The organism is Syntrophomonas erecta subsp. sporosyntropha, assembly GCF_055395365.1.
Map to the genome: position 1 here is coordinate 1759695 of NZ_AP042459.1, position 22083 is coordinate 1781777.

Consider the following 22083-nt stretch of genomic DNA (forward strand, 5'->3'; position numbering starts at 1 on the left):
AGGAGCATAGCCAATGAAATTGGAGGTTCTTGTATCTACTATGCATCAAACTGATTGTTCATTAATAGATAAAATGAAATTAACCTCAAATGTTTTAATAATTAATCAAGTTGATGATGATAATCACGAAATTAACTCTAAATATCCAAATGTTAGGGTCTTAACATTCAAAGAAAGAGGACTTAGTAATAGTAGGAATAGAGCGATTGATAATTCAAGTGCTGATATTTGTGTTATTTCAGATGATGATGTAATTTATAATGAAGATTATGAAGGTATTATAATTAACGCATATAATCAATATCCTGAAGCTGATGTGATTGTTTTTAAAGTAGCACTTGATTATAGAAAAAAAAAGTATCCAAAAAATAAAAAAAAATTAGGGTTTTTCTCTAGCTTAAAAGTTTCCTCAAACCAAATAACTTTCCGTTTAAAAAGTATAAAAGATAAAAAAATTAAATTTAATCCCTTGTTTGGCGCTGGTAGTGGTAAATACATTAGTGGTGAAGAAAACATATTCATGCATGAGTGTTTGAGAAAAAAATTAAACATTATATATGTACCAAAAGAAATATCTACTGTTTATCAGTCTGAATCTACTTGGTTTAAAGGATATACAGCTAAATATTTTATTAGTAAAGGAGCTTATTTTAAAGAAATATTTGGTTTCTTTTATTTACTAGGAATTATACAGTTTTTAATACGAAAAAGATCTATGTACATAAATGAAATAAATATGATAAGTGCTTTTTCATACATGTTAAGAGGTGCAAGGAATTATGAAAAATAACATAAGAATTAGTTTCGTTGGAGATTTAATGTTTGGTGATCACTCTCACTTTTATGGAATTGGGTTTAGATCAAAATATAAAAAAGAAGATCCTGTATATGATCAAGAACTAATAAAAATTTTAAAAAAAAATGATTATGTTATTGGTAACTTAGAAAATCCTATATCAAAATATATAAAGGAAACATATAAAAGTGGCCAGTTAATTAGCGAATTATATGCATTAGAACATTTAAAGTTGTTATCAATAAATATAGTCAATGTAGCAAATAATCATGCATTGCAGCATGGTGTAAATGTCTATAAAGAAACATTAGATCATTTAAAAAGTGCAGAAATATCTGTAATTGGAAAGTACGATCAGGATATCTTTAAAGTAGTTGAGGGAGACATAAGTATTGGAATTTTAGGTATTTCTTTGAGGCCAGAAGACTATTATACTGGAGAAAATAAATTTTATGAATCGAGAATTAGTCATTTGGAGGAAATAATTAAAACAAATAGAAATTCATATGATTACCTTATAGTCAATATTCATTGGGGTCACGAATTTATGAATTACCCTAACAAAGATCAAAAAGAAATAGCTAGAAAATTAATAAATATGGGAGTTAAAATTATTATAGGTCATCATCCTCATGTGCTTCAAGGTCTCGAAAAATATAATGATGGATTAATATTTTATAGTTTAGGCAACTTTATAACTGACATGAAACGAGAAATTCAAAGGGAATCTATGATACTAGAAATAAATTTTACAAAACATTCAATTAGTTATAATCGAATACCAATTTATATAAATGATGATTATTTACCACAATTAACCAAAGTATATGATTTTGACTTATTAGACTCATATATTTTTAATAATGTAAGTGAAACAAGTTATATTAAATCGGTTGAAGAAAGTATAAAGTTAAATAGAGAAGAAGTACATAAAATTGTTAAGCGAAATATTACGAAGTTTCCCAAAAAAAAACTAATACAGAATTTAACTCATTATTTCAAACGGGTTTTAAAAAGAAAAATAAATTTAAATAAAAAAACATATTTAGTATACAGGCCTGATATTATAAAGTGAATTAAAGTTTACAAATAATAGCTAACCAATATAAGTGAAGTATTCACCGCTAACGAAATTGATGTAGAGTATGATATCAGCCTACCCAGTTCCAGTTTAATTACTCGCTAGAAAAGTTTTTAGAAAGAGCCAGAAGAGAAAGGAAAGGCCTTATATGAAATAATCTAAAGAATAAAACGAAAGATTAGCCCAGTTGGAGTGCAAATTCGCTCAACCCCCAACCACCCCAAGTTAGACTGGCCTAAATACTTAAGAAATTGTGCGGTAACGTCTGGGAAAGAATGTTTTGTTAACCGTGGATCCATACATCAGTTTTACCAGCAGTTAATTATGAATACTAAATAAATACATGAAGATTTCTGATTAGGATAAAGGGTTATTTCCTTAAGATTATAATCGTTTTTAGCGTCTTAAACGAGTTTTAATAAACTACAACCTGGAAGTCATTAATAGTGCTCAAGACAACCATTATTAGTTAAAATCCTGTACGTTAAAGATACTATTGAGCGTGGCCAAGCTTTAAAAATATGAAAACAAAATGATTTTCCTCGACTCTGAAATATTAGATTGGAGTGTTTAACAATAATGGAAAGCACACCGCTAGTAAGTATAATTATACCAACTTATAAGGGAGATATATCACTTATAAGGGCAATAAATTCAGTCTTAAATCAAACATATGGTAATATTGAAATTATTGTTGTTGATGATAATTATCCAAATACAAAATATCGGGAAACTACAGAGTTATTAATGAAAGAATACTCTAATGATAAAAGAGTTATTTATATTAAACATGATAAAAATCTAAATGGAGCAGCGGCAAGAAATACAGGATTTAGAAATTCAAGAGGATACTTTATTGGTTTTCTCGACGATGACGATATATTCTTAAAAAATAAAATTGAAATGCAAGTAGATTACTTAAAAATAAACGAGCAATATCAAGCTGTATACTGCTGGCGATATCAACATGGAGAAATTATTAAGAGTAATAAAGTTGGGGATTTGTCTGGAGAATTGCTATCATTGTCTTTTACCCCGTGCACATGTTCAATAATGTTAAAAAGAGAATGTTATGAGAAATTAGGTGGTTTTGATGAAAGTTATAGACGACATCAAGACTATGAGTTTTTGTTAAGGTTTTTTGAATATTATACGATTGGGGTAGTGAATGAACCATTAGTTGAAATTAAAGGCAACGAAGTCAATAATGCATTAAAAGGTAGGGAATTGGAAGAATTAAAAAATCAATTTTTAAATCAGTTTTCTTGGAAAGTGGATAAGATTGACACAAAAAAGAAAGGATTCAAAAAAAATGTGTTAGCTAAACATTATTCAATTGTATTTTGGAGTTATTTAAAACAATGTCAAATAATTTCAGCATTAAGAATATATTTTAAATACTCTTTTATCTGCGGAATTACTTTTTTGATACATATATATATATACTTGATAGATCATTTAAAAATGAAATATAGAAAAACGAAAAAAGCTTCAAATTACAGTAAATACTTTTTTTAGTATCTTGATAATCGATGTCCAGCATAATGGAATTCTAATAAAATTTTATAAACAAGTAAAGAGATACATTCAATTTTGTTATCAAGAAGGGAAATAGAACTTAAAGGGGGGGAGTCGCGCACTCGCGCACTTCAGTTAAGCGAAGCCAGCTATATAACCATATAATTTAATTAAAGCCTATAGGTGATAAATATATGAATAAAATGAATTTGTTACATTTAAACAAAAAATTAATTATAGGTCTATTTTATACTGTTGTTTTTTTTATTATTAATTATACTGCTTCTTTATCTTCTGTCCGTATAAACACATATTTTTCAATCATAATTATTATCATGGCTATTATGTTCAATGTTTTTATTACCAAAAAAGCAAATATAAAGGCTTTAATTAAAATAAACCTTAATTCTATTTTAATTATTTTGATTATGTTGTTAGGTGGAATATCACTTCTTATCAATTATGAATTTGATATATACAGTAAATTTAAATTGATACATTTTATATTATTATTTAGCATTATCCCTTTATTTGCAGCATCTATAATAAAAATAAAGGATTATATGAAAATTATTTTATATTCTTTAATTACATCGGGCGTATTGGTTATTCCATTTATTTTTAATAATATAAATATAAATCAATTCAACAATTCTGGAATAGGTTTATTAGCTATAGGAATTGCCCTAATAATAGCTTATTTAGACAGTAGATCAAATATTATTACTAGAATCTTATCTATGATAGGACTACTTGTTGTTATATTAGCAATTGCTTATGTGAACAGTAGGACGTCGTTAATTACGTTTATAGTTATAATATTTACTTCAGTATTTATAACAAAGACTAATAATAGGAAAAAGCGGTTTGGAAATTTATTAAGAAATTTGTTAATGATAGTATTTTTAATTTTTATTTTATTAAGTGTCTTTGAAGAAAAATTATTTCCTATTTTAAATAAGTTTAATCATAGTATTAATGCAGGTAGTCTTTTGTCCAGCAGGAATTTAATTTGGAAATATACTCTAGAAAGAATTAATTTATTTGGTCATGGAAAACAGCTTTATAGTAATATGGGATTCGAACATGCTCACAATACATATATTGGCATATTGGGTGTGTTCGGTGTTTTGGTATTTGTATTGTTTGTTATATATTCTATTGTGTCCTTATTAAATTCGTTTAAATATTATAAATATAATTATGCAAAGGGAGTTGTTTGCTTATTTCCCTTATTGATAAATATTACTTTTATTATTGTTTCACTTACTGAAGACATAATTAATCATCCTAAAATGTTACTAATTACAGTATTGTTTTTTTTATTTAACCAAGTATTAAATTTAGAAGCTAATTATAAAAGGGGTGTGCCTTAAGTGAAACAAATATTCGTTTCTGTTATTATTCCTGTCTACAATGCAGAGCAATATTTAGAGGAGTGTTTAAATTCTATAATAAACCAAACTTTGAAAGATATTCAGATTATTGCTGTAAATGATGGCTCCACAGATAAAAGTTTAGATATACTTAATAAATATAAATTAAAAGACTCTAGGATTAATGTTATAAGCATAGAAAATAGTAAACAGGGGAAATGTAGAAATTTAGCTATGGATATAGCAATGGGCAAATACATATATTTTATAGATTCCGATGACTATATTAAAGAAGATGCTCTGGAAATCTTATTAGAAGAGATAGAAAAAGATAAAATTGAAATTTTGATTTTTAATGGTAGATCTTTCTATGACAAATTAAACAGATTTAGTAAACACAAATATTTTCAAGTTAATGAAGACTATATAAATAGAACAATGACTGGGTTAGAATTCGCTGAAAAAGGTATTAGTTTTGTATCTCCATGTATGAAATTATATAGAAGAGATTTTTTAATAACTAATGGTATTAGGTTTGCAGAAGGAGTGTATGGCGAGGATGATATATTTTGGTATAAATGTTGTTTAGCTTCTACAAAAATTAAATACATAGATAAAATATTATATTTTAGAAGAATTAGATCAAATTCGGTTATGATGAATAAAAATAAGAGTACCATATTGAATAGGTTAGATAATGTAACAGAAATAAATAAATTATTAAATTGTCATCAAAAGGATCAAATGATTTATTTCTATAATAATCTGAGTAAAAGCGCTTTAGATTTGATGAAAGATATTATTAAATTTAAAGTAAATAATAACGAGGAAATTAAAATAAATTACAATGGTTACAAAAAAATCATATTTAACAATAAATTGGGCGTTAAATATAATTTTAAAGCGTTTATAATAATTTATCTACCATTTATTTATAAATTTATTAATTTATTAAAGTCAAATAGCAATAAGTATCATATAAATCACTTTTAAATATTCTGGTAGTAGAAAATGCAACAAAATATTATTCTACCCAATTATTTATTACTTAACTATATGGAACAATTTAGTAATAGTACTTGCAAAAACAAAATATGTTATACAAAAAGGAAGGAATATTTTATAAGATTAGAGAGAGTCGGTTATAATGCGTACAAAGAAAACATTAATTAATATAACAGCTGCAGTTATAGGACAGGTTTTTGCAATGGTTATTGGTTTTATTAGCCGGGTAATATTTATAAGAACTCTAGGTATAGATTACTTGGGAGTCAACGGCCTTTTTACTAATATACTTTCTATGCTGGCTTTAGTTGAATTAGGAATTGGACCAGCTATTATTTTTAGTCTTTATCGACCGCTTGCTTTCAAGGAAGAGTTAAAAGTAAAAGCCTTAATGAATTTTTATGCTAAAGCTTATTGGATAATTGGTATGTTAGTGTTACTAATTGGATTAGTTCTTTTGCCTTTCTTAGATATTTTTATTAAAGACCCCCCGGATATTCCTGATTTAACGCTCATTTACCTTCTATTTTTAGCTAATTCAGTGATTACCTATTTTTTTGCATACAAAAGGTCACTTATTATTGCTGATCAAAAGAGCTACATAACAACTTTATATAAATATAGTTTTTATTTTATTCTTAATGTTATACAGATAATTATATTGCTGCTTACTAAAAACTTTATACTATTTTTACTTGCCCAAATTGTCCTTAACTTCCTACAAAACTTGATGGTTTCATGGAAGACTAATAAAATGTATCCGTATATAAGAGGAAAAAATAAAGAGAGGCTTGATAACGAAACCAAAACCACAGTATTCAAGAATGTTAGAGCGCTTGTTTATCACAAAATAGGCGGAACAGCCATATTTGGAACCACTAACATTATAATTTCATCTTTTGTTGGCATTGTTTGGGTAGGTTTATATTCAAATTATTTATTAATCACGAATTCTTTAAATTCTATAATTGGACAGTTTTTTTCAGCCATCACAGCAAGTATTGGTAATCTGAATGCATATGGGGATAGAGAAAAATCAAATTTTATTTTTAAAACACTATTTTTTATATCATGGTGGATTTTTGGCTTCTCATCAATTTGCCTTCTTGTGCTAATTAACCCTTTCATAACTTTGTGGATTGGCAGAGAATTTACAATGGATTTTATCGCGGTCTTAATGATAGTAATAAACTTTTTTGTAACCGGGATGAGAAAGGCAAGCCTGACATATAAAGATTCTATGGGATTGTTTTGGAATGACAGATATAAGCCGCTGGCGGAAACGGCCGTAAACTTGATTGTATCTTTAATTCTTGTTCAGTTCTGGGGTTTAATAGGAGTTTTAGCAGCACTTTTTATCAGCACGATGGCTGTCTCGTTCTGGGTTGAACCATATGTTCTATATAAATACGGTTTTGAGAAATCATGTAAAGAATATTTCCAAAGATATTTTTTATATACAATTATAACTATAATTTTGTCTTTCTTGACCGTGTTTATTAGTAACATTTTTTTCTATGAAGTAACTATAGCTTCGTTTTTAGGTCGGCTAATTGTATGTTTAATCGTTCCAAATATTACTATTATGCTGGGATTCTATAAAACGAAGGAATTTAAATATTTGTTGGGTGTTGCCATGGTATTGAAGGAAAGAATTAAAAGGCAGGCTGAAGCAAGTAGACGTTAGCAAAATAAGCACAGAAGCTATTAATACTATGTGCTGAGAAATTTGAAAAATTATAGTGAGAGGAGATCATTAATTGAGTTTTAGCAATCTTTACAACGACATTATAAATAGGAAAGAAAAAATCAGCCTGATAGGCCTGGGCTATGTGGGTATGCCTATTGCAGTATCTTTTTCCAGGAAAGTGGATGTTATTGGCTTTGATGTGAACCAAGCCAAGATTAATTTATACAAGAGTGGTATTGATCCCACCAAAGAGGTAGGGGATGCAGCTATTGCTGCCTGCACAGTGGACTTTACTGCAGATGAAACAAAATTAAAAGAAGCCAAGTTCCATATTGTTGCCGTTCCGACACCGGTAAATGTGGATCATACTCCCGATCTATCACCGGTCATTGGAGCCAGTACTACTCTGGGATGTAATCTTACTAAGGGTTCCATCGTGGTCTATGAATCTACTGTATATCCTGGAGTGACTGAGGAATTATGTATTCCCATATTAGAACGGGAATCCGGCTTAAAGTGCGGAGTAGATTTTAAAATTGGCTACTCACCAGAAAGAATAAATCCGGGGGATAAGGTACACAGGCTTGAGACTATCGTCAAAGTTGTGTCCGGTATGGATGAAGAATCTTTAGATATTATTGCCAAGGTGTATGAATTAGTTGTTGAAGCCGGTGTACATAGAGCAGAATCAATTAAGGTGGCTGAGGCAGCCAAGGTTATCGAGAACTCGCAACGAGATATTAACATTGCCTTTATGAATGAGCTAGCTATTATCTTTAATAGGATGGGTATTGACACTAAAGCGGTTTTGGAAGCCGCCGGAACTAAGTGGAACTTTCTCAAATTCTCTCCTGGGTTGGTTGGTGGTCATTGTATCGGAGTTGACCCTTATTATCTTACCTATAGGGCGGAGCAAATGGGTTATCACTCCCAGATCATTCTGTCCGGCAGGCGCATCAATGATGATATGGGCAAATATGTTGCGGAAAACACCGTTAAGAAAATGATTCAAGCCAATAAACCAATCAAGGGAGCTAATGTAGCTATCCTGGGGATCACATTTAAGGAAGACTGCCCCGATAGCAGGAACACCAGAGTGATCGATATCATTAAAGAATTAAAAGAGTACGGTGTTAACGTACAGGTAATAGACCCAGTGGCTGATGCCCAAGAAGTTGAGGAAGAATACGGGATTCATTTAAATAGGTTGGACGATCTAAGAGGGGTGGATGCAGTAATTTTTGCCGTAGCCCACGAGGAGTTTGTTAACTTAAGCCTGCAGGAAATCAAGGACTGGTATCGTGCTTGCCCTAATCATCTCTTTAGCGCAATAAATGAAGAAGTAGCCGCAACTATTGAGAATGGTTGTGAGAACAATAAAAATGTTCTCATTGACGTGAAGGGCATCTTTGATAGAAAAGAAGCAGAGGAATTAGATTATTTGTACTGGAGGCTTTAGAGTGAGTTATAAACATAATGTGGGCTATAAGCAGAATGCAGGCTATAAAAATTTAGAGTTTGACCGGGATAGTATTTTCTTGGTTACCGGGGGAGCAGGTTTTATCGGATCTAACCTTTGTGAAGCTCTCTTGGAAATGGGTTATCAAGTAAGATGTATGGACAACTTCTCCACCGGGAAGAGAGAAAATATTGAGGGTTTTTTACACAATAAAAACTTTACCTTAATTGAAGAAGATATTCGTAACTTAGAGGCATGCCTGGTTGCTTGTGAAGGGGTGGATTATGTCCTACATCAAGCGGCCTGGGGGTCAGTACCCAGAAGCATTGAAATGCCCTTATTATATGAAGAAATAAATATTAGGGGTACCCTTAATATGATGGAGGCCGCCAGACAGCAGGGAGTTAAGAAATTTGTTTATGCCTCCAGCTCATCGGTATATGGAGATCATCCGGTACTGCCCAAAAAAGAGGGGCAGGAAGGTGAGCTTCTTTCTCCTTATGCTTTGACAAAGCGTGTGGATGAAGAATATGGCAGGCTTTATAAGGAGTTGTATGGGTTGGATACTTATGGTCTAAGATATTTTAATGTGTTTGGCAGGAGGCAGGATCCTTATGGAGCCTATGCTGCTGTGATACCAAAGTTTATTAAACAGCTTTTAAATGATGAGCAGCCTACCATTAATGGGGATGGGAAACAGTCCAGAGACTTTACATATATAGAGAACGTAATCGAAGCTAATCTTAAGGCATGCTTAGCATCAAGTGAGGCAGCAGGCCAGTCCTTTAATATTGCCTACGGGGGCAGAGAGTACTTAATTGATATCTACTATGAACTATGTAAGGCATTGGGTAAAGATATTCAGCCAATCTTTGGACCGGACAGGCCAGGGGATATCAAGCATAGTAATGCTGATATCAGTAAGGCCAGAGAACTGCTGGGGTATGAACCGGAGTGGAGCTTTGAGCGGGGGATTAAGGCAGCGATAGAGTGGTACCGGGAGAATTTGTAAAAGAGTCGATAGGGCTAGCAAACCATTTTAGAAATAACGGTTGAGAAATACGAAAGGTCGCCAGGTTATGCTTAGATTAAAAAATATAATTTTTAGCGTTGGTTTTCTATTTCGACCGATGACTCCAGTGGCAGTTAGTTTTGCATTTTTAGTTTTAACCTGCGTCCTGCTCGTTGTTATTATTTTAAACCTAAATGAGAGCACTAAAGTATATCAGGTGCTATTGTCGATTTTGACTGGCGTAACAGCATCTCTTTTAATTGCAATAATGATGGAATTGTATAATAACTACCGTTTCAATACTAAGAGACAACGTGAATTACGAGAATACTTCCGGCAAGTGGCTAGTTATGAACTTAATCAAAGTTCAATTATAGAAACGAATGCTAAGGATGAGTATGATTCTCTGTTGGGAAATGGGCGATCATACGCTGTTTTCAGTCAGTTAAAAGATATTATTCCTAATCTTAGAGAAGTGCTGAATCATAGGGACTATTTATATCGGCTAGAAATTGAAGAGATAGATGATATTCTGTCCGATTACGAGGACTTAGTTAAAATAATATGGGTTGGCGTACTTAGTACATATATGGGCTTTATTAGTGGAGAAACGAATGAAGCTGCAACTCATGATGATAAATTAAATGCGGATCATGAACATATGGACTTAGAAGGAGATGGAACAGATGCCTATGAATCCATTTATGAATCAATTATGGATTACCCGGAGCTGTTCAACTTTCTAAAAAAAGAGGCAATGTATTATGTTGAAAAGAAATATGAGCCAAATTTCTATGATGATGACCCTAAACACTTGGAATCTGTAATAGAGAAGGCCATTTTTTACGAACGTTGTATCTTTAATGGTTACTTTGAGGTGACAGATGCTCGATGTGAATTTGCCAAGTCAATGGACGATGAAGAAGATTTGGGAAGCAGAGCACCTTTGAAGAATAGAAAATATGAGTTTCGTTCTAATATGATTAGCCACGCTTGTGGCAATATCGATAAAGCAATGAGAAAGCTCCAAAGAAGAGTTGCAAAAGAACCTTATTTTTGGGTAATAGCAAGATACAAGCATTAATATATAAATAAAGTGGTAGACTCGATGTTTAGGACAATAAAACATTATAAAATCTTTAATTATAGGTAACGATTTTGTTTACTACATGGTATCAGATCCAGCTACTATGAATTCAAGGATTTTAAGGAACGGGATAAATAATTAAACATACAGGGGATACCTGCTTAGGGTGTGCCGAGAAAGGATAGACATGGGTGATTTGATTAGGTTTACTACTAAAGAAGAGTATGCCAATCAATTTTTATCGGGTAGAATTTATATGAATTCCCTGTCGTATTTTTGGTCGGAAGGATTCGAAGCCCAAAGAGACTTTTCAGAGGGAGTAATTGGGACGATACTCAAAAATAACATAGTCAAGCTTCCACAAGACTTGAAGGATGTATTGTGTTATGACATAGCAGTAAGGGCAGATGCTTATAAATACTGTAATTTATGTTGCTTTTATCGATTGGATATTGAGACAGACGACCATACTATTAATTTGCCACCACAAATAATGAGTGAATTCGGGGAATACGCAATTATTATTTTAGATGGAGGCGAATTCATTAATCGTATTAATAATGAAATATTTAAAAACCAGGGTTGGTTATTTCTGTATGGAGATGTTATTTACCATAAACGTAAAGACTCAAGGAATCCTAACAATAGAATAAAGCATACATTAGATCTAATGATGCATGAACCTATAGATATAAATGAATTTTGTGAAAGTCCTGAGATGGTAAGATATAGAGATTGTTTTGACAAAACAAGTAAGTATTCATATCAAAGGGAATGGAGAATTTGCTTATATAGGAATACGAAAAAATCAACCCCATGTATATTAGAGATAGGCAACATTTCGGATATTGCATGCATCATCAAAACAAAAGATTTGTATCAAAAACTTATAGAAATATATTCAGGGTGTTACCATGCAAGAGCATCCAAACAGAGGCATCTTATAAAAGGCAACATTAGCCGAAAGCATTTTAGGGATTCTATATTAAAAATAGATGGTAAAGTCTGGGTAATGGTAACAATAGGATAATGCCCCAATAATCACAACGATATAATATTCCAAATTTAGGTATGAAGTTTTAATCTTTTAAGGAATTTTAAGTTAAAGAGGCAAATTAGCATATGTGGGATAAAGATTTTTTATTAACTGATAAAAATTGGCATATGGACACATTCAGTAATGCTCCTTATATAATAGCTATAAAATATCGGACTCTTTATAACATGGTTAAAAGTTTAGAGTTTTATGGGGCTTTTTTCACTATTAAAGATTTGTTTGAAATCATTATAAAATATTATTCACTTTGTGCCTGCGCAATTTCAGTAAAAGACAACAATGAAGATATTGTAAAAATTTTATGCAATCCGACAAAGTCAATGTCATTAGGAGACTGGGTGAATACGCTTACTACAGAAGAAATTAGATTTTATGGAAAGCAAAGTCTTTGGGGAAGGCTGTTGTCCCAGTTAAGACATTTTTATAACGAGAATAACATAGTCAGATGGAGAAATGACAATATAGGTCATGGCGCGCTTGCATCTGTTAATGATCAGGAATTTATACAGGATATCCAGGAAAAAATTATATTGCTTAAGGAACTACTAAGGCATCTGGAAGAATATTTTCATCAAATCAGACTTGAACAAGATGGAGTCACATTGGCTGGGGAATTAGCAAAGCCTATCAACGATCACGAATTAACCGTCTCATTTAATAGTAGCCAAATTTCACTTTTCCCATTTATTCATGTTGAAAAGGGCCAACTTTGGTTTTATGATTCAATGGATAGGCATGGAATCATAAAGATAATAGACTATCAAAATGGGAAGCGGGTTCCTTGGACAAATTCTTATTTTACAGGTTTAAGAAAGAAATATTATTCTACGTTAAATATTATTGATAAAGGCGATTTGTCAGCTGCTTTTTATAAGCGGTCTTTGGACAATGCCCTTGACGCATATTATAAGGAAGATAATTATCATAAACAGACGTATATGCTAAACTGGCTGAAAGAATCTATGGAAAAGCATGATAAAGGTGTTTTGCTTTTAAATGCAGAACAGGGAACCGGAAAATCTACTTTTTCATATGCATTGGATGAGTTGGGAGGACATAAACTAACAATTCCAAATACGGTTATAAGAACGTATTACTGCAATCGGACTTCAGTAAGAACAGTTGAAGATTTTACAACTTCCATTTCAAGGGTTTTTTTAACGGATAGAGATAGTGAGATGGATTTTAGGTGCCAGTATGAAGGCGCTATGCCTGGTATTAGCTTGAAAGATAAAGAAAAAAGTGTCTCTCTGGTAAATCTTCTTAAGATATGCCATGATATTCATTCCAGGGAGTATGGAAAAGATAGAATATTGTTAGTTTTAGATGGTGTTGATGAATTAAGCATAGGGTCATTACCTATTCTTAGCTTTATACCTGATCCTAATATGCTTCCTGATGGCGTATATATTTTAATGACATGCCGTTCGGATAGTATACCGGCACCGATGCTATTGAGTTTTCTACAGAGATTCCCCCTTACTGAAAGTGTACAGTTTCATAGAAAAAACGAAAACAGGGAACTTTTGATTAATGCGATAGATGGGATTTATAAACAAAAGAATATCAATATCGATAATATATATCTTGAACAAATAGCAGATCAACTTGATAACAGGTTTTCCTATGTTAAAATCTTGGAATGCGCCGTAGATAATGGAGTAGATATATTGAACGCTAATCAAAAAGAAATGATCGAGAAGTATCTTAGCATGCTACGGGGTTATTATGGAGAAGTTTGCTATAGGGCCTTTTTAAGGTTGCTAGCCGTAATTATTATTGCCGAGCATCCTTTGACAATGAAAGAAGCGGCTTTTATGGCTTCGGGAGAGAATCTTGAACTTAGAGACATGGCTTTCCTATATGATATGAAACCTTTATTAGTACCCTATCACGATATTTTTGGGGGGCTACTAATTTGGAACAATAATAAAGAATTAGAAGAATATGTTCAAAATAAATTTAATGATATCATAATTGAATGTGTTGAAATGTGGGAAGAGATGATATGTATTTATCGTGATTCATATCCCACGGAGCGTGATGGGTATGGGTATATATGTGCACACTTTATATCAGCGAAGAATAGATACTGTAATGAATGGATGATTTCCAGCACCCCGGAAAAGAACATACAACTTATGGAGAGTATTAATTCATACGCTGTCGTATATGGTTATCAAAATGACCAGTATTATGTAAAAGAACGCTGCAGGTTAATGTTGGAATCTATTGAGAAGTTTATTAGTAACGAAAATGTACAATACCCGGAAACGTTGAAGGAGGGAATGTACTTAGTTTCAATGGTAAATAAGCTACCATTGCTTCTTAATTCAAATGGTTCGAAAGAAGTAGAACTTCTCGAAAAGCAGATGAAACAATACTTTGATGATATGGATAAAAACAGAAAAGATAATTCGTCTGTGAAGCTTTTGATGTTTAAATTCTACGCAGATATTTTTACCTATTATGCAAATCAAAGAAACGCAAGTAAGGCTGAGGAATATTATGAGTTAGCCCAAGACCTAAACAAATCGGCTAACCTTGATTCTAAGAGAGTTTTACAATTGAATTATGTTAATTTTCTAAAAGACATAAATCCGGAAAACTGCCTATACTTAGTAAATGAGATTTTATTGAAACAGAAAGAGTACTCTAATGTTGATATCGCCCGGGTACGATATAACCAAGGTGTGGCGTATGACACGTTGAAAAGTTATGGTAAAAATATTAAGCCGGAACATATACTGCAATGCTATGATGAAGGCTTAAAAGTAATAAAAGATGCGGTTTTATGTCCACAGAACCTTTGGGTAAATATGATACAATCCTTATTATTAACCGCAAAATCTAAATATTATCGAAAATGGGAACATAACTATGATGAGGCGATCAAAGTAAATGATAGGGCAGTGGAAATATTACGGCTTCATTCGAGTATCGGAAATATTGTGGATTTAGCTAATATCCTAGGTGCCCTTCATGAATCTTGCTTGCTTAGACAATTAAGGAACCATACCGGTGATAAAGAAAATGCGCTAGGTATCGCTACTGATGCGATAAAATTATTTGAGATGTCAAATCAACCTATTAACTCTATATTGATAGCTAATATGTATAATGAATACGCAATTTCACTTTACTATGCTAGTGACAATATTGAAGAAAACATTAGGGCGTGGGAACAGGCAATTAGGTATTACAGGATGGCAGGTATGGATGATACTTTCGAAGGGATTATAAAGTTGAAATATAATATAGAGTTAATGAAGAATAAGATGATTAGCTTATAATTGAACAGGACATAGGAATCTTGGAGTATTTGAAACTGTTTCACTTTACCTAAGAGAGCAATTCGAGTTGTAGAGAGGGGGTTAACCCACCAAATGGACAAACAATCTTTCACCGGTAAAATCACATCAATCCAACCACGAATAAGACTTACCCGTTCATTTGATGAAGCCTCTCATACCTATTTAGGTTATGCCATTAAAATCGCCGGAACCATTGATAACCAAGATGTTACATTCTCCTTTGGCATTGGCAAAGCGGCTCAAGCTAAATTTAACTTCAAAGTTAATGACATTATCTCTGGTGCATGCCTTCCCGTTCCGGATCCGGACATGGAGTCGGTAGATTATTATAAGGTGTCGAAGTTAGCTAAGGTAGCAGAAGGGGAGCCGGGAAGTTTATCGGCACCTTGGGAATTGGTTCCGCCGGAGTTGGAGGTTTATCGGGAAAGGGGACACCGGAGACTAGCTGCCAGGACTTATGATAGTAAATGCAGTAGCTGTATGTGGGGTGCTAGGATGCCGGTGGAAATAATAGTTGATAATTGGAACCCAAGGGGCAAGAGGAAGTACCGGTTTGAGACATTTTGTTATGGGCCTTTGAGTTGCAAGTTATATAAGGCTGGTCCTAATAGGAAAGTTGAAGGCCGGGGCGGGATGGTTTATGTGGAGGAAGATTGGGTTGATGAAGCTAATGTGGCGCATAGGGAGATGGAGGAATGAGTTGTTAAGCCCAAAGTCAGTAATCGGCAGTAATTGGTTGATTCTTACAATAGGGCAGGTAATTAAAAAGATTATGTTCTATTGTAAAGTAATTACATATTTAGAGGTTGACAGACAATATATTTTTTAGTACAATGTTCGCATAGAAGCACACACGCATTTATGAGAGGGGGGTTACTAAATGATTCAAGTTGATTTTAGAACGAGGAAAAATGGCATTCCGATTCTCTCTAAAGATGAGATAGAATATATTGCTGAAGCAGTATTACGGGACTATAAGCCAGAACTTCTTAATAACCCGGGTGTGATGGATGTAGAACACTTTTCAGAATGTTATGCCTCACTTGAAATGGATTTTAAGGATTTGACTCATGATCGGTCCATATTAGGCATGACGGTTTTCAATAATTGCTATATACCTGTTTATGACCCAGATAATGAAAAGGTAAAGGAAATTCCGGTGGATGAAGGGACAATTCTTATTGATAATAGCCTTTTGGAAGATGATCAAGTAAGACGGGGACGGTTTACACTTGGTCATGAAGCGGCCCACTGGCTTTTGCATCGGCACATATATGTGGTAAACAAGAACCAGATTTCGCTTTTCGATGACTTTGAAGAGGAGAGGCCGCCAGTAATCAAATGTCGCACTACGGATATTGAGTGTGTCGGCAAAAGACCCTTAGTGACCGATGATGACTGGATTGAATGGCAGGCAGATTATATGGCCTCAGCATTGCTAATGCCTAAGAAAGCATTTACCAAATTGGTCAAAGAAGAATTTAAATCTGTTGGCATTCATGACGGATATTATCAGATGGGGACTGATTTTGAAAAAGATCTATGGGCGGCTGAATTGGGCTATGGGCTGGCTGATATTTTTGAAGTATCGGTAACTGCAGCAAAAATAAGGCTCAAAAATATGAGATTTATCAGAGACCACGAGGAGAGACAGTGTTCTTTAGAAATGAGCCTAAAAGTAAAGAATGCTGGGATAAGCTAGTGTAGCCTTAAGATAGGAGGTGAAGATTATGATAGCAAATAAGTTTGGCGCATTTGTAGCCGCAAAAAGAAAAGATAAGGAGCTCAGCTTAAGGAAGATGGCAGATCTGTTAGAACTTTCTCCGGCTTACTGGAGTGACATCGAAAAAGGAAGGAGAAATCCACCTAACTTAAGCAAGATAGAAGAAATAGCCACACTGCTGGGGCTGTCCCAGGAAGAAAAAGAAAAAATGATCGACCTAGCATCAGAGGACAGAGATGAAATTCCTATGGATTTGCCCGATTATATTAAAGATAGTGATTTGGCCAGAATAGCCCTTCGAAAAGCTCGTAAAACGGACGAAATTGAAGGGACCAGCAAAACCACTGAGAAGGCGTGGAAAGAGTTTATTAAAGCTTTGGACAAAGAAGAATAAAAATGACAAGGGAGGGGTGCGTATGAATGAGATATTTAAAAGTATGATTGAGGAACGCTTTTATCAAAACATATTCGAATCCCTGCAAAATGAGATAATGGACAAGTATGACCAATATGATCTTGCCTTGAGAGCAAATGTCGTGAATGAAGTTTTGGAAGCTAGCCTCGACAACATTGAGCTTTTAAGAATCCTTGATATCAAACAAGATGCAGAAGAAATCAGCTTCGACATACTGGTTAGCTGTGACATTGAAATAGGAGATTACGCCTATCGAGAAACCATATTAGAATCAGTATGCCAGTGGTTTAAGTTAAGCTGCAGTGCGATACTTCAAAACGCTGAGCTGAAAAATTTTTCAGTCGATGGAATTGAAGCCTATAACAAGTGAGGGGGGAGGAATGTTAATGCATTTAAACAAAGACCTGGTGCCGATTATTAGAAAGAAAGATATGGATAAAGAAGCATCAAAGTTTTTACAAAAGTATTGTCCTGAAGCTCTGGAAGAACCCTTGTCGGTTCCGGTTGAAGATATCGCGGAATTGAAAATGAACCTGGAAATTGACTATGTGAATATCGACAAAGACTTAGATACTTTAGGCATGATGATATTCTCTGATGGGCCAGTAGAACTTTATGACCAAGATACAGATCAGTATATAAGAAGAGCTTACAAGAGAGGAACGCTACTTGTTGAAAGTAATCTTTCGGAAACAAACAAGGGTAGAGAACGGTTTACCATCACTCATGAAATGGTTCACTGGGACAAACACCAACTCAGATTTATGGCTCTTTCTTATAAGGATAAAACCTTAGCAAAGGCCTGTCGCTGCCCGGCGGCAAAAGTCTATAGAGCAAAAACGGCGGAAGACTGGTTAGAATGGCAAGCTGACAACTTAGCAGCAGCAATCCTGATGCCTGCAGAAATGTTTAAACAGAAGGCTGAAGAGCTTAAATCAGGCTATAAAGTAGGAGAAAAAATTAACGAATTCATGTGGAAAGGGTTTTGTCCAGGGCTTATCAAAGAATTTATCGTTGATGATTTGGCCTCCACATTTCAGGTATCAAAGCAGGCGGTAGAAATAAGATTAAACACTTTAGGTATTCAGTTAGTATAATTACAGCAGGAGTTTTCTTGTGCTGTTATTTTAGGCACCATCGTTCGCAAAAATGCGTGTATGCAATATAATCCTGGGGGGGGAAAAAACAAATTTTTTTACCCACAATGTTCGCAAGCACGCTGACAAGACAGATAATGTGGGAGGTGATGATTATAGCAATAAAAATCAAATGCCCAGTATGTTCTAATAAGAGATTAATGGATCTGGTATCGGGCAAGGACGGAGAACTTCTGATTAAGTGCCCCAAGTGTAAAAAAATTATTGACGTAGCTTTTACGAACAATCGAATAAAGGCCAAGGCATTATAAGCAAAGTTAAATTTATAAGCAAAGTGTAATTCATACCGAGCAACGGAGTCAAATGAACTACCAAATAGCCGGATGACCACTAATTAATTTTAGTGGTTGTCCGGCTATTTTTTTTGCCTAATTTTCACTCTGACTCCTCCCTCGGATTAAAAACCAAGGAGGAATAAAATGAGTAAATTTATCAAAATTGGCAAAGAGCGGGTGCCAGTCAGTAAAGAGATTTACAAGGAGTACTACAAAATGCGGAGGCGTGAGCGGTACATGGAAGAGGATATCAAGGTAGGCCGCATTGATATTGACCCTGAAACTGGGGAACCCACATTTATCCCCAGTAAAGAGGACTCCATTGAGCGACTTATGGAGTTGGGTGCAGATTTTGTAGATGAACAACCAACAATTGAAGATATCCTCTGCGATAAAGCCACCCTTCTGATATTACAGGAAGCCTTAAAAGAGTTAAATCGTGAGGAGCAAGAGCTCATTCAAGCCCTTTATCATAAAAACCTTACCGTGAGAGAGGTGGCCAAACAGGAAAACACCTCCCATGTGACTGTTATAAAGCGCAGAGACAAAATTTTAGCCAAGCTCAGAAAGTTTTTTACTTAAGTCGGTTACCAAACTGCCCTCCCCATTGGCTAGTAAGTGAGGGGCTTACCCCCAAATTAAAACATGAGGAGGTTGAAAGAAAAATGAATGAGCTGATAAAAGTTGACTACAGCAACCAGGAACCAACCGTATCAGCCAGGGAACTTCATGAGTTTCTGGAGGTGAAGACCAAATATGGCGATTGGTTTCACCGCATGAGGGCGTATGGATTTACCGAAGGCATCGACTTTATATTGGTTGCTCAAAAAAGAGAAACCAATAATCCTAGAAATCCCTACACCGAATATTTGGACCATCAGCTAACCATACCGATGGCAAAAGAGCTATGCATGATCCAAAGAACGGAAAAAGGGAAAATAGCTCGTCAGTATTTCCTCTCTGTAGAAAAAGCGTGGAATACTCCGGAGATGGTAATGTCCAGAGCTCTAAAATTAGCGGACAAAACAATCCAAGACCTGAAGATTGAAAACTCCCGTTTATTAGTGGTCAACGCCAATCTGCAGCCCAAGGCAGAATATTTTGATGAACTGGTAGACAGAAACTTACTGACCAACTTTAGGGATACAGCCAAAGAACTAAAGATACGGGAAAAAGTGTTTATCAGGTTCCTAATGGATCGTAAATTCATCTACCGTGACAAAAAAGGTAAGCTCAAACCTTATGCAGATAAGAACAATGGACTGTTTGAGATTAAGGAAGCAATGAATGAAAAAACCGGCTGGGTAGGAACCCAGACCCTGATTACCCCTAAAGGTCGAGAAACCTTCAGGCTATTACTGAAGAGTGTTACAGGGCAAATGCAACTATTTTAAAACTTCTGGTTACCAAACCCCCCTCCCCATTGGCTAATAAGTGAAGGGATTATTCCAAGGCGAGGAGGTGACCAGATGAAGACTCAAGGAAAGGAAGCGGACAAACAGATGAAACCAGACGCAAATAAAGAGATGCAGGAAGAAATGGTTGGCATCTTAACTGCCATCAGCATTGTATCCAAAAGATTAGCCAACCGGCTTATAAAAAATATGGAGAGAAAGGAGCCTGAAAATGAGCAAAACCAAACTTGCACTGGACGTAGTTGCTGATCTAAGGTCCCTGGCAAATAGTATTGAGACCTTTGTTCTTGGCCAGGAAACAGAAATTAAGAATGAACCGGCACCTAAAGAGAAAAAAGCAGAAACAGTAGATACCTCAGTTGAGGAAAATCAACCAACTCTGGAAGAATTAAGAGCAGCTATGGCAGAAAAGAACCGGGATGGCCACAGGGAGGCGGTGAAAGCCATCATTCAAAAATTCGGAGCCAATAACCTTTCTTCTATGGACCCGAAGTATTACGCCCAAGCGATGAAGGAAGTAGGTGAGCTAAAGTGAGCGGTTCCAATAATGCACACTCTATCTACTCCGCTTCCGGTGCTCATCGCTGGATGGCTTGCCCGCCATCGGCACTGTTGGAGCAGCAGTTTCCGGATGAAACCAGTACCTATGCAGAGGAAGGCACCGCTGCCCACGATCTGGCAGAGCACAAATTAAAGAAGGCTTTGAAGATCCGTTCTAAGAAGCCTACCAGCTCTTATCAATCTGATGAGATGGATGAAATGACGGACCTTTATGTGGAGTACTGTTTAGGACTTATTGAAAAAGCCAAAGAGAGCTGCTCGGATCCGCAGATTCTAATCGAGCAGAAGCTAGATTTTAGTGACTATGTACCGGATGGCTTTGGAACCGGTGACCTGGTGGTGGTAGGCAACGGCATCCTTCATGTGGTGGATTTAAAATACGGTCGTGGCATAGAGATTTCTGCTGAGAAAAACCCTCAGATGATGCTTTACGCATTAGCGAGCTTATCCCTATTTGACATGCTTTATGACATCAAGAAGGTTTCCATGCACATAGTACAGCCCCGGATAGATAACTTTTCTACCTATGAAATAACAGTAGACGAGCTACTTATTTGGGCGGAAGAAGAGCTAAAACCCAAAGCACTATTGGCCAGTACCGGCGGGGGAGAGTTTTGTGCCGGAGATCATTGTAGGTTCTGCCGGGCGAAAAATCAGTGTCGGGCCAGAGCGGTTAAGAACCTGGAGCTTTTAAAGTATGAATTCCAGGATCCAGCCCTTTTAACTGATGACGAGATTGCCGAAATTATTGGATTGTCCCAGGAGCTATCGAAATGGGCCAGTGATATCTACACCTATGCCACAGCTTTAGCCATTAACGAAGGCCGACACTGGGAGGGCTTTAAGCTGGTGGAAGGAAGGACCAACAGGAAATACACTAATGAAGCTGCTGTAGCAAAAGCGGCAAAAGCAGCCGGATATAATGATATTTTCAAAGAAACCCTTATCGGCATTGGCGAGATGGAAAAGCTCATGGGCAAGAACAAGTTTAAAGAAATTTTGGGCGGCCTGGTGGAAAAACCAAAAGGCAAACTAACCCTGGTTCCGGAGACGGACAAACGGGAAGCAGTAGACCCCATTAGTGTCGAGTTTCAAGTGGAAGAGTAGTCCACCCTTTATATAAAAAAATTAGGAGGATTTTA

At 34.9% G+C, this 22083-nt stretch carries 22 protein-coding genes; all 22 read left to right on the forward strand.

The window, feature by feature from the left end:
* Window positions 1-13: 13 nt before the first annotated feature.
* Window positions 14-790, forward strand: a complete 777-nt coding sequence (locus tag ACZ5Q0_RS08555; RefSeq protein WP_447182430.1) for a glycosyltransferase — start codon at window positions 14-16, stop codon at window positions 788-790.
* Window positions 780-1871, forward strand: a complete 1092-nt coding sequence (locus ACZ5Q0_RS08560) for a CapA family protein (protein ID WP_447182431.1) — start codon at window positions 780-782, stop codon at window positions 1869-1871. The genes ACZ5Q0_RS08555 and ACZ5Q0_RS08560 overlap by 11 nt, the downstream gene beginning before the upstream one ends.
* 585 nt (window positions 1872-2456) lie before the next feature.
* Window positions 2457-3395: a glycosyltransferase family 2 protein gene (locus tag ACZ5Q0_RS08565; protein ID WP_447182432.1), complete on the forward strand. Its 939-nt coding sequence runs from the start codon at window positions 2457-2459 to the stop codon at window positions 3393-3395.
* Window positions 3396-3589: 194 nt separating this feature from the next.
* Window positions 3590-4771 (forward strand): O-antigen ligase family protein, encoded by a 1182-nt coding sequence (locus ACZ5Q0_RS08570; protein ID WP_447182433.1) that lies wholly within the window; start codon window positions 3590-3592, stop codon window positions 4769-4771.
* On the forward strand, window positions 4772-5764 hold the full coding sequence (locus ACZ5Q0_RS08575; RefSeq protein WP_447182434.1) for a glycosyltransferase: 993 nt from the start codon (window positions 4772-4774) through the stop codon (window positions 5762-5764). It abuts the gene before it with no gap.
* A 154-nt stretch (window positions 5765-5918) separates the two neighbouring features.
* Window positions 5919-7463, forward strand: coding sequence for a lipopolysaccharide biosynthesis protein (locus tag ACZ5Q0_RS08580; protein WP_447182435.1), 1545 nt, complete (start codon window positions 5919-5921; stop codon window positions 7461-7463).
* Window positions 7464-7536: 73 nt separating this feature from the next.
* Window positions 7537-8925 (forward strand): nucleotide sugar dehydrogenase, encoded by a 1389-nt coding sequence (locus tag ACZ5Q0_RS08585; RefSeq protein ID WP_447182436.1) that lies wholly within the window; start codon window positions 7537-7539, stop codon window positions 8923-8925.
* Between the two features lies 1 nt (window position 8926).
* Window positions 8927-9937, forward strand: coding sequence for an SDR family oxidoreductase (locus tag ACZ5Q0_RS08590; RefSeq protein WP_447182437.1), 1011 nt, complete (start codon window positions 8927-8929; stop codon window positions 9935-9937).
* Between the two features lie 40 nt (window positions 9938-9977).
* Window positions 9978-11021: a hypothetical protein gene (locus ACZ5Q0_RS08595; protein ID WP_464827104.1), complete on the forward strand. Its 1044-nt coding sequence runs from the start codon at window positions 9978-9980 to the stop codon at window positions 11019-11021.
* A gap of 190 nt (window positions 11022-11211) precedes the next feature.
* A complete protein-coding gene (locus ACZ5Q0_RS08600; protein WP_447182439.1) occupies window positions 11212-12054 on the forward strand; it encodes a DUF2971 domain-containing protein in 843 nt (280 codons plus the stop codon).
* Window positions 12055-12146: 92 nt separating this feature from the next.
* Window positions 12147-15374 carry a P-loop domain-containing protein gene (locus ACZ5Q0_RS08605; RefSeq protein ID WP_447182440.1) on the forward strand — a complete coding sequence of 1076 codons (3228 nt, stop codon included), beginning with the start codon at window positions 12147-12149 and terminating at the stop codon, window positions 15372-15374.
* A gap of 93 nt (window positions 15375-15467) precedes the next feature.
* The gene (locus tag ACZ5Q0_RS08610) at window positions 15468-16094 is read left to right on the forward strand and encodes a hypothetical protein (protein ID WP_447182441.1); all 627 of its coding nucleotides are present in this window, start codon (window positions 15468-15470) and stop codon (window positions 16092-16094) included.
* Between the two features lie 181 nt (window positions 16095-16275).
* Entirely contained in the window at window positions 16276-17097 is an 822-nt protein-coding gene (locus ACZ5Q0_RS08615; protein ID WP_447182442.1) for an ImmA/IrrE family metallo-endopeptidase, read from the forward strand.
* 28 nt (window positions 17098-17125) lie between these two features.
* A complete protein-coding gene (locus tag ACZ5Q0_RS08620; RefSeq protein WP_447182443.1) occupies window positions 17126-17512 on the forward strand; it encodes a helix-turn-helix domain-containing protein in 387 nt (128 codons plus the stop codon).
* 22 nt (window positions 17513-17534) lie between these two features.
* The gene (locus ACZ5Q0_RS08625; RefSeq protein WP_447182444.1) at window positions 17535-17903 is read left to right on the forward strand and encodes a hypothetical protein; all 369 of its coding nucleotides are present in this window, start codon (window positions 17535-17537) and stop codon (window positions 17901-17903) included.
* A gap of 16 nt (window positions 17904-17919) precedes the next feature.
* Window positions 17920-18630, forward strand: a complete 711-nt coding sequence (locus tag ACZ5Q0_RS08630; RefSeq protein ID WP_447182445.1) for an ImmA/IrrE family metallo-endopeptidase — start codon at window positions 17920-17922, stop codon at window positions 18628-18630.
* A gap of 107 nt (window positions 18631-18737) precedes the next feature.
* On the forward strand, window positions 18738-18941 hold the full coding sequence (locus ACZ5Q0_RS08635) for a hypothetical protein (protein WP_464827105.1): 204 nt from the start codon (window positions 18738-18740) through the stop codon (window positions 18939-18941).
* Between the two features lie 168 nt (window positions 18942-19109).
* Window positions 19110-19547, forward strand: coding sequence for a sigma-70 family RNA polymerase sigma factor (locus ACZ5Q0_RS08640; protein WP_447182447.1), 438 nt, complete (start codon window positions 19110-19112; stop codon window positions 19545-19547).
* An 83-nt stretch (window positions 19548-19630) separates the two neighbouring features.
* Complete coding sequence (locus tag ACZ5Q0_RS08645) at window positions 19631-20359, forward strand: antA/AntB antirepressor family protein (RefSeq protein ID WP_447182448.1); 729 nt, start codon at window positions 19631-19633, stop codon at window positions 20357-20359.
* A gap of 75 nt (window positions 20360-20434) precedes the next feature.
* On the forward strand, window positions 20435-20629 hold the full coding sequence (locus tag ACZ5Q0_RS08650; RefSeq protein WP_447182449.1) for a hypothetical protein: 195 nt from the start codon (window positions 20435-20437) through the stop codon (window positions 20627-20629).
* On the forward strand, window positions 20592-20915 hold the full coding sequence (locus ACZ5Q0_RS08655; protein ID WP_447182450.1) for an rRNA biogenesis protein rrp5: 324 nt from the start codon (window positions 20592-20594) through the stop codon (window positions 20913-20915). The genes ACZ5Q0_RS08650 and ACZ5Q0_RS08655 overlap by 38 nt, the downstream gene beginning before the upstream one ends.
* Before the next feature lie 53 nt (window positions 20916-20968).
* Entirely contained in the window at window positions 20969-22048 is a 1080-nt protein-coding gene (locus ACZ5Q0_RS08660; RefSeq protein ID WP_464827299.1) for a DUF2800 domain-containing protein, read from the forward strand.
* Window positions 22049-22083 lie beyond the last annotated feature (35 nt).

Coding starts and splice junctions, on each gene's coding strand:
- ACZ5Q0_RS08555 (WP_447182430.1), top strand. CDS start 14: ATGAAATTGGAGGTTCTTGTATCTACTATGCATCAAACTGATTGTTCA.
- ACZ5Q0_RS08560 (WP_447182431.1), top strand. CDS start 780: ATGAAAAATAACATAAGAATTAGTTTCGTTGGAGATTTAATGTTTGGT.
- ACZ5Q0_RS08565 (WP_447182432.1), top strand. CDS start 2,457: ATGGAAAGCACACCGCTAGTAAGTATAATTATACCAACTTATAAGGGA.
- ACZ5Q0_RS08570 (WP_447182433.1), top strand. CDS start 3,590: ATGAATAAAATGAATTTGTTACATTTAAACAAAAAATTAATTATAGGT.
- ACZ5Q0_RS08580 (WP_447182435.1), top strand. CDS start 5,919: ATGCGTACAAAGAAAACATTAATTAATATAACAGCTGCAGTTATAGGA.
- ACZ5Q0_RS08600 (WP_447182439.1), top strand. CDS start 11,212: ATGGGTGATTTGATTAGGTTTACTACTAAAGAAGAGTATGCCAATCAA.
- ACZ5Q0_RS08605 (WP_447182440.1), top strand. CDS start 12,147: ATGTGGGATAAAGATTTTTTATTAACTGATAAAAATTGGCATATGGAC.
- ACZ5Q0_RS08610 (WP_447182441.1), top strand. CDS start 15,468: ATGGACAAACAATCTTTCACCGGTAAAATCACATCAATCCAACCACGA.
- ACZ5Q0_RS08615 (WP_447182442.1), top strand. CDS start 16,276: ATGATTCAAGTTGATTTTAGAACGAGGAAAAATGGCATTCCGATTCTC.
- ACZ5Q0_RS08620 (WP_447182443.1), top strand. CDS start 17,126: ATGATAGCAAATAAGTTTGGCGCATTTGTAGCCGCAAAAAGAAAAGAT.
- ACZ5Q0_RS08625 (WP_447182444.1), top strand. CDS start 17,535: ATGAATGAGATATTTAAAAGTATGATTGAGGAACGCTTTTATCAAAAC.
- ACZ5Q0_RS08630 (WP_447182445.1), top strand. CDS start 17,920: ATGCATTTAAACAAAGACCTGGTGCCGATTATTAGAAAGAAAGATATG.
- ACZ5Q0_RS08635 (WP_464827105.1), top strand. CDS start 18,738: ATGTTCGCAAGCACGCTGACAAGACAGATAATGTGGGAGGTGATGATT.
- ACZ5Q0_RS08640 (WP_447182447.1), top strand. CDS start 19,110: ATGAGTAAATTTATCAAAATTGGCAAAGAGCGGGTGCCAGTCAGTAAA.
- ACZ5Q0_RS08645 (WP_447182448.1), top strand. CDS start 19,631: ATGAATGAGCTGATAAAAGTTGACTACAGCAACCAGGAACCAACCGTA.
- ACZ5Q0_RS08650 (WP_447182449.1), top strand. CDS start 20,435: ATGAAGACTCAAGGAAAGGAAGCGGACAAACAGATGAAACCAGACGCA.
- ACZ5Q0_RS08655 (WP_447182450.1), top strand. CDS start 20,592: ATGAGCAAAACCAAACTTGCACTGGACGTAGTTGCTGATCTAAGGTCC.
- ACZ5Q0_RS08660 (WP_464827299.1), top strand. CDS start 20,969: ATGGCTTGCCCGCCATCGGCACTGTTGGAGCAGCAGTTTCCGGATGAA.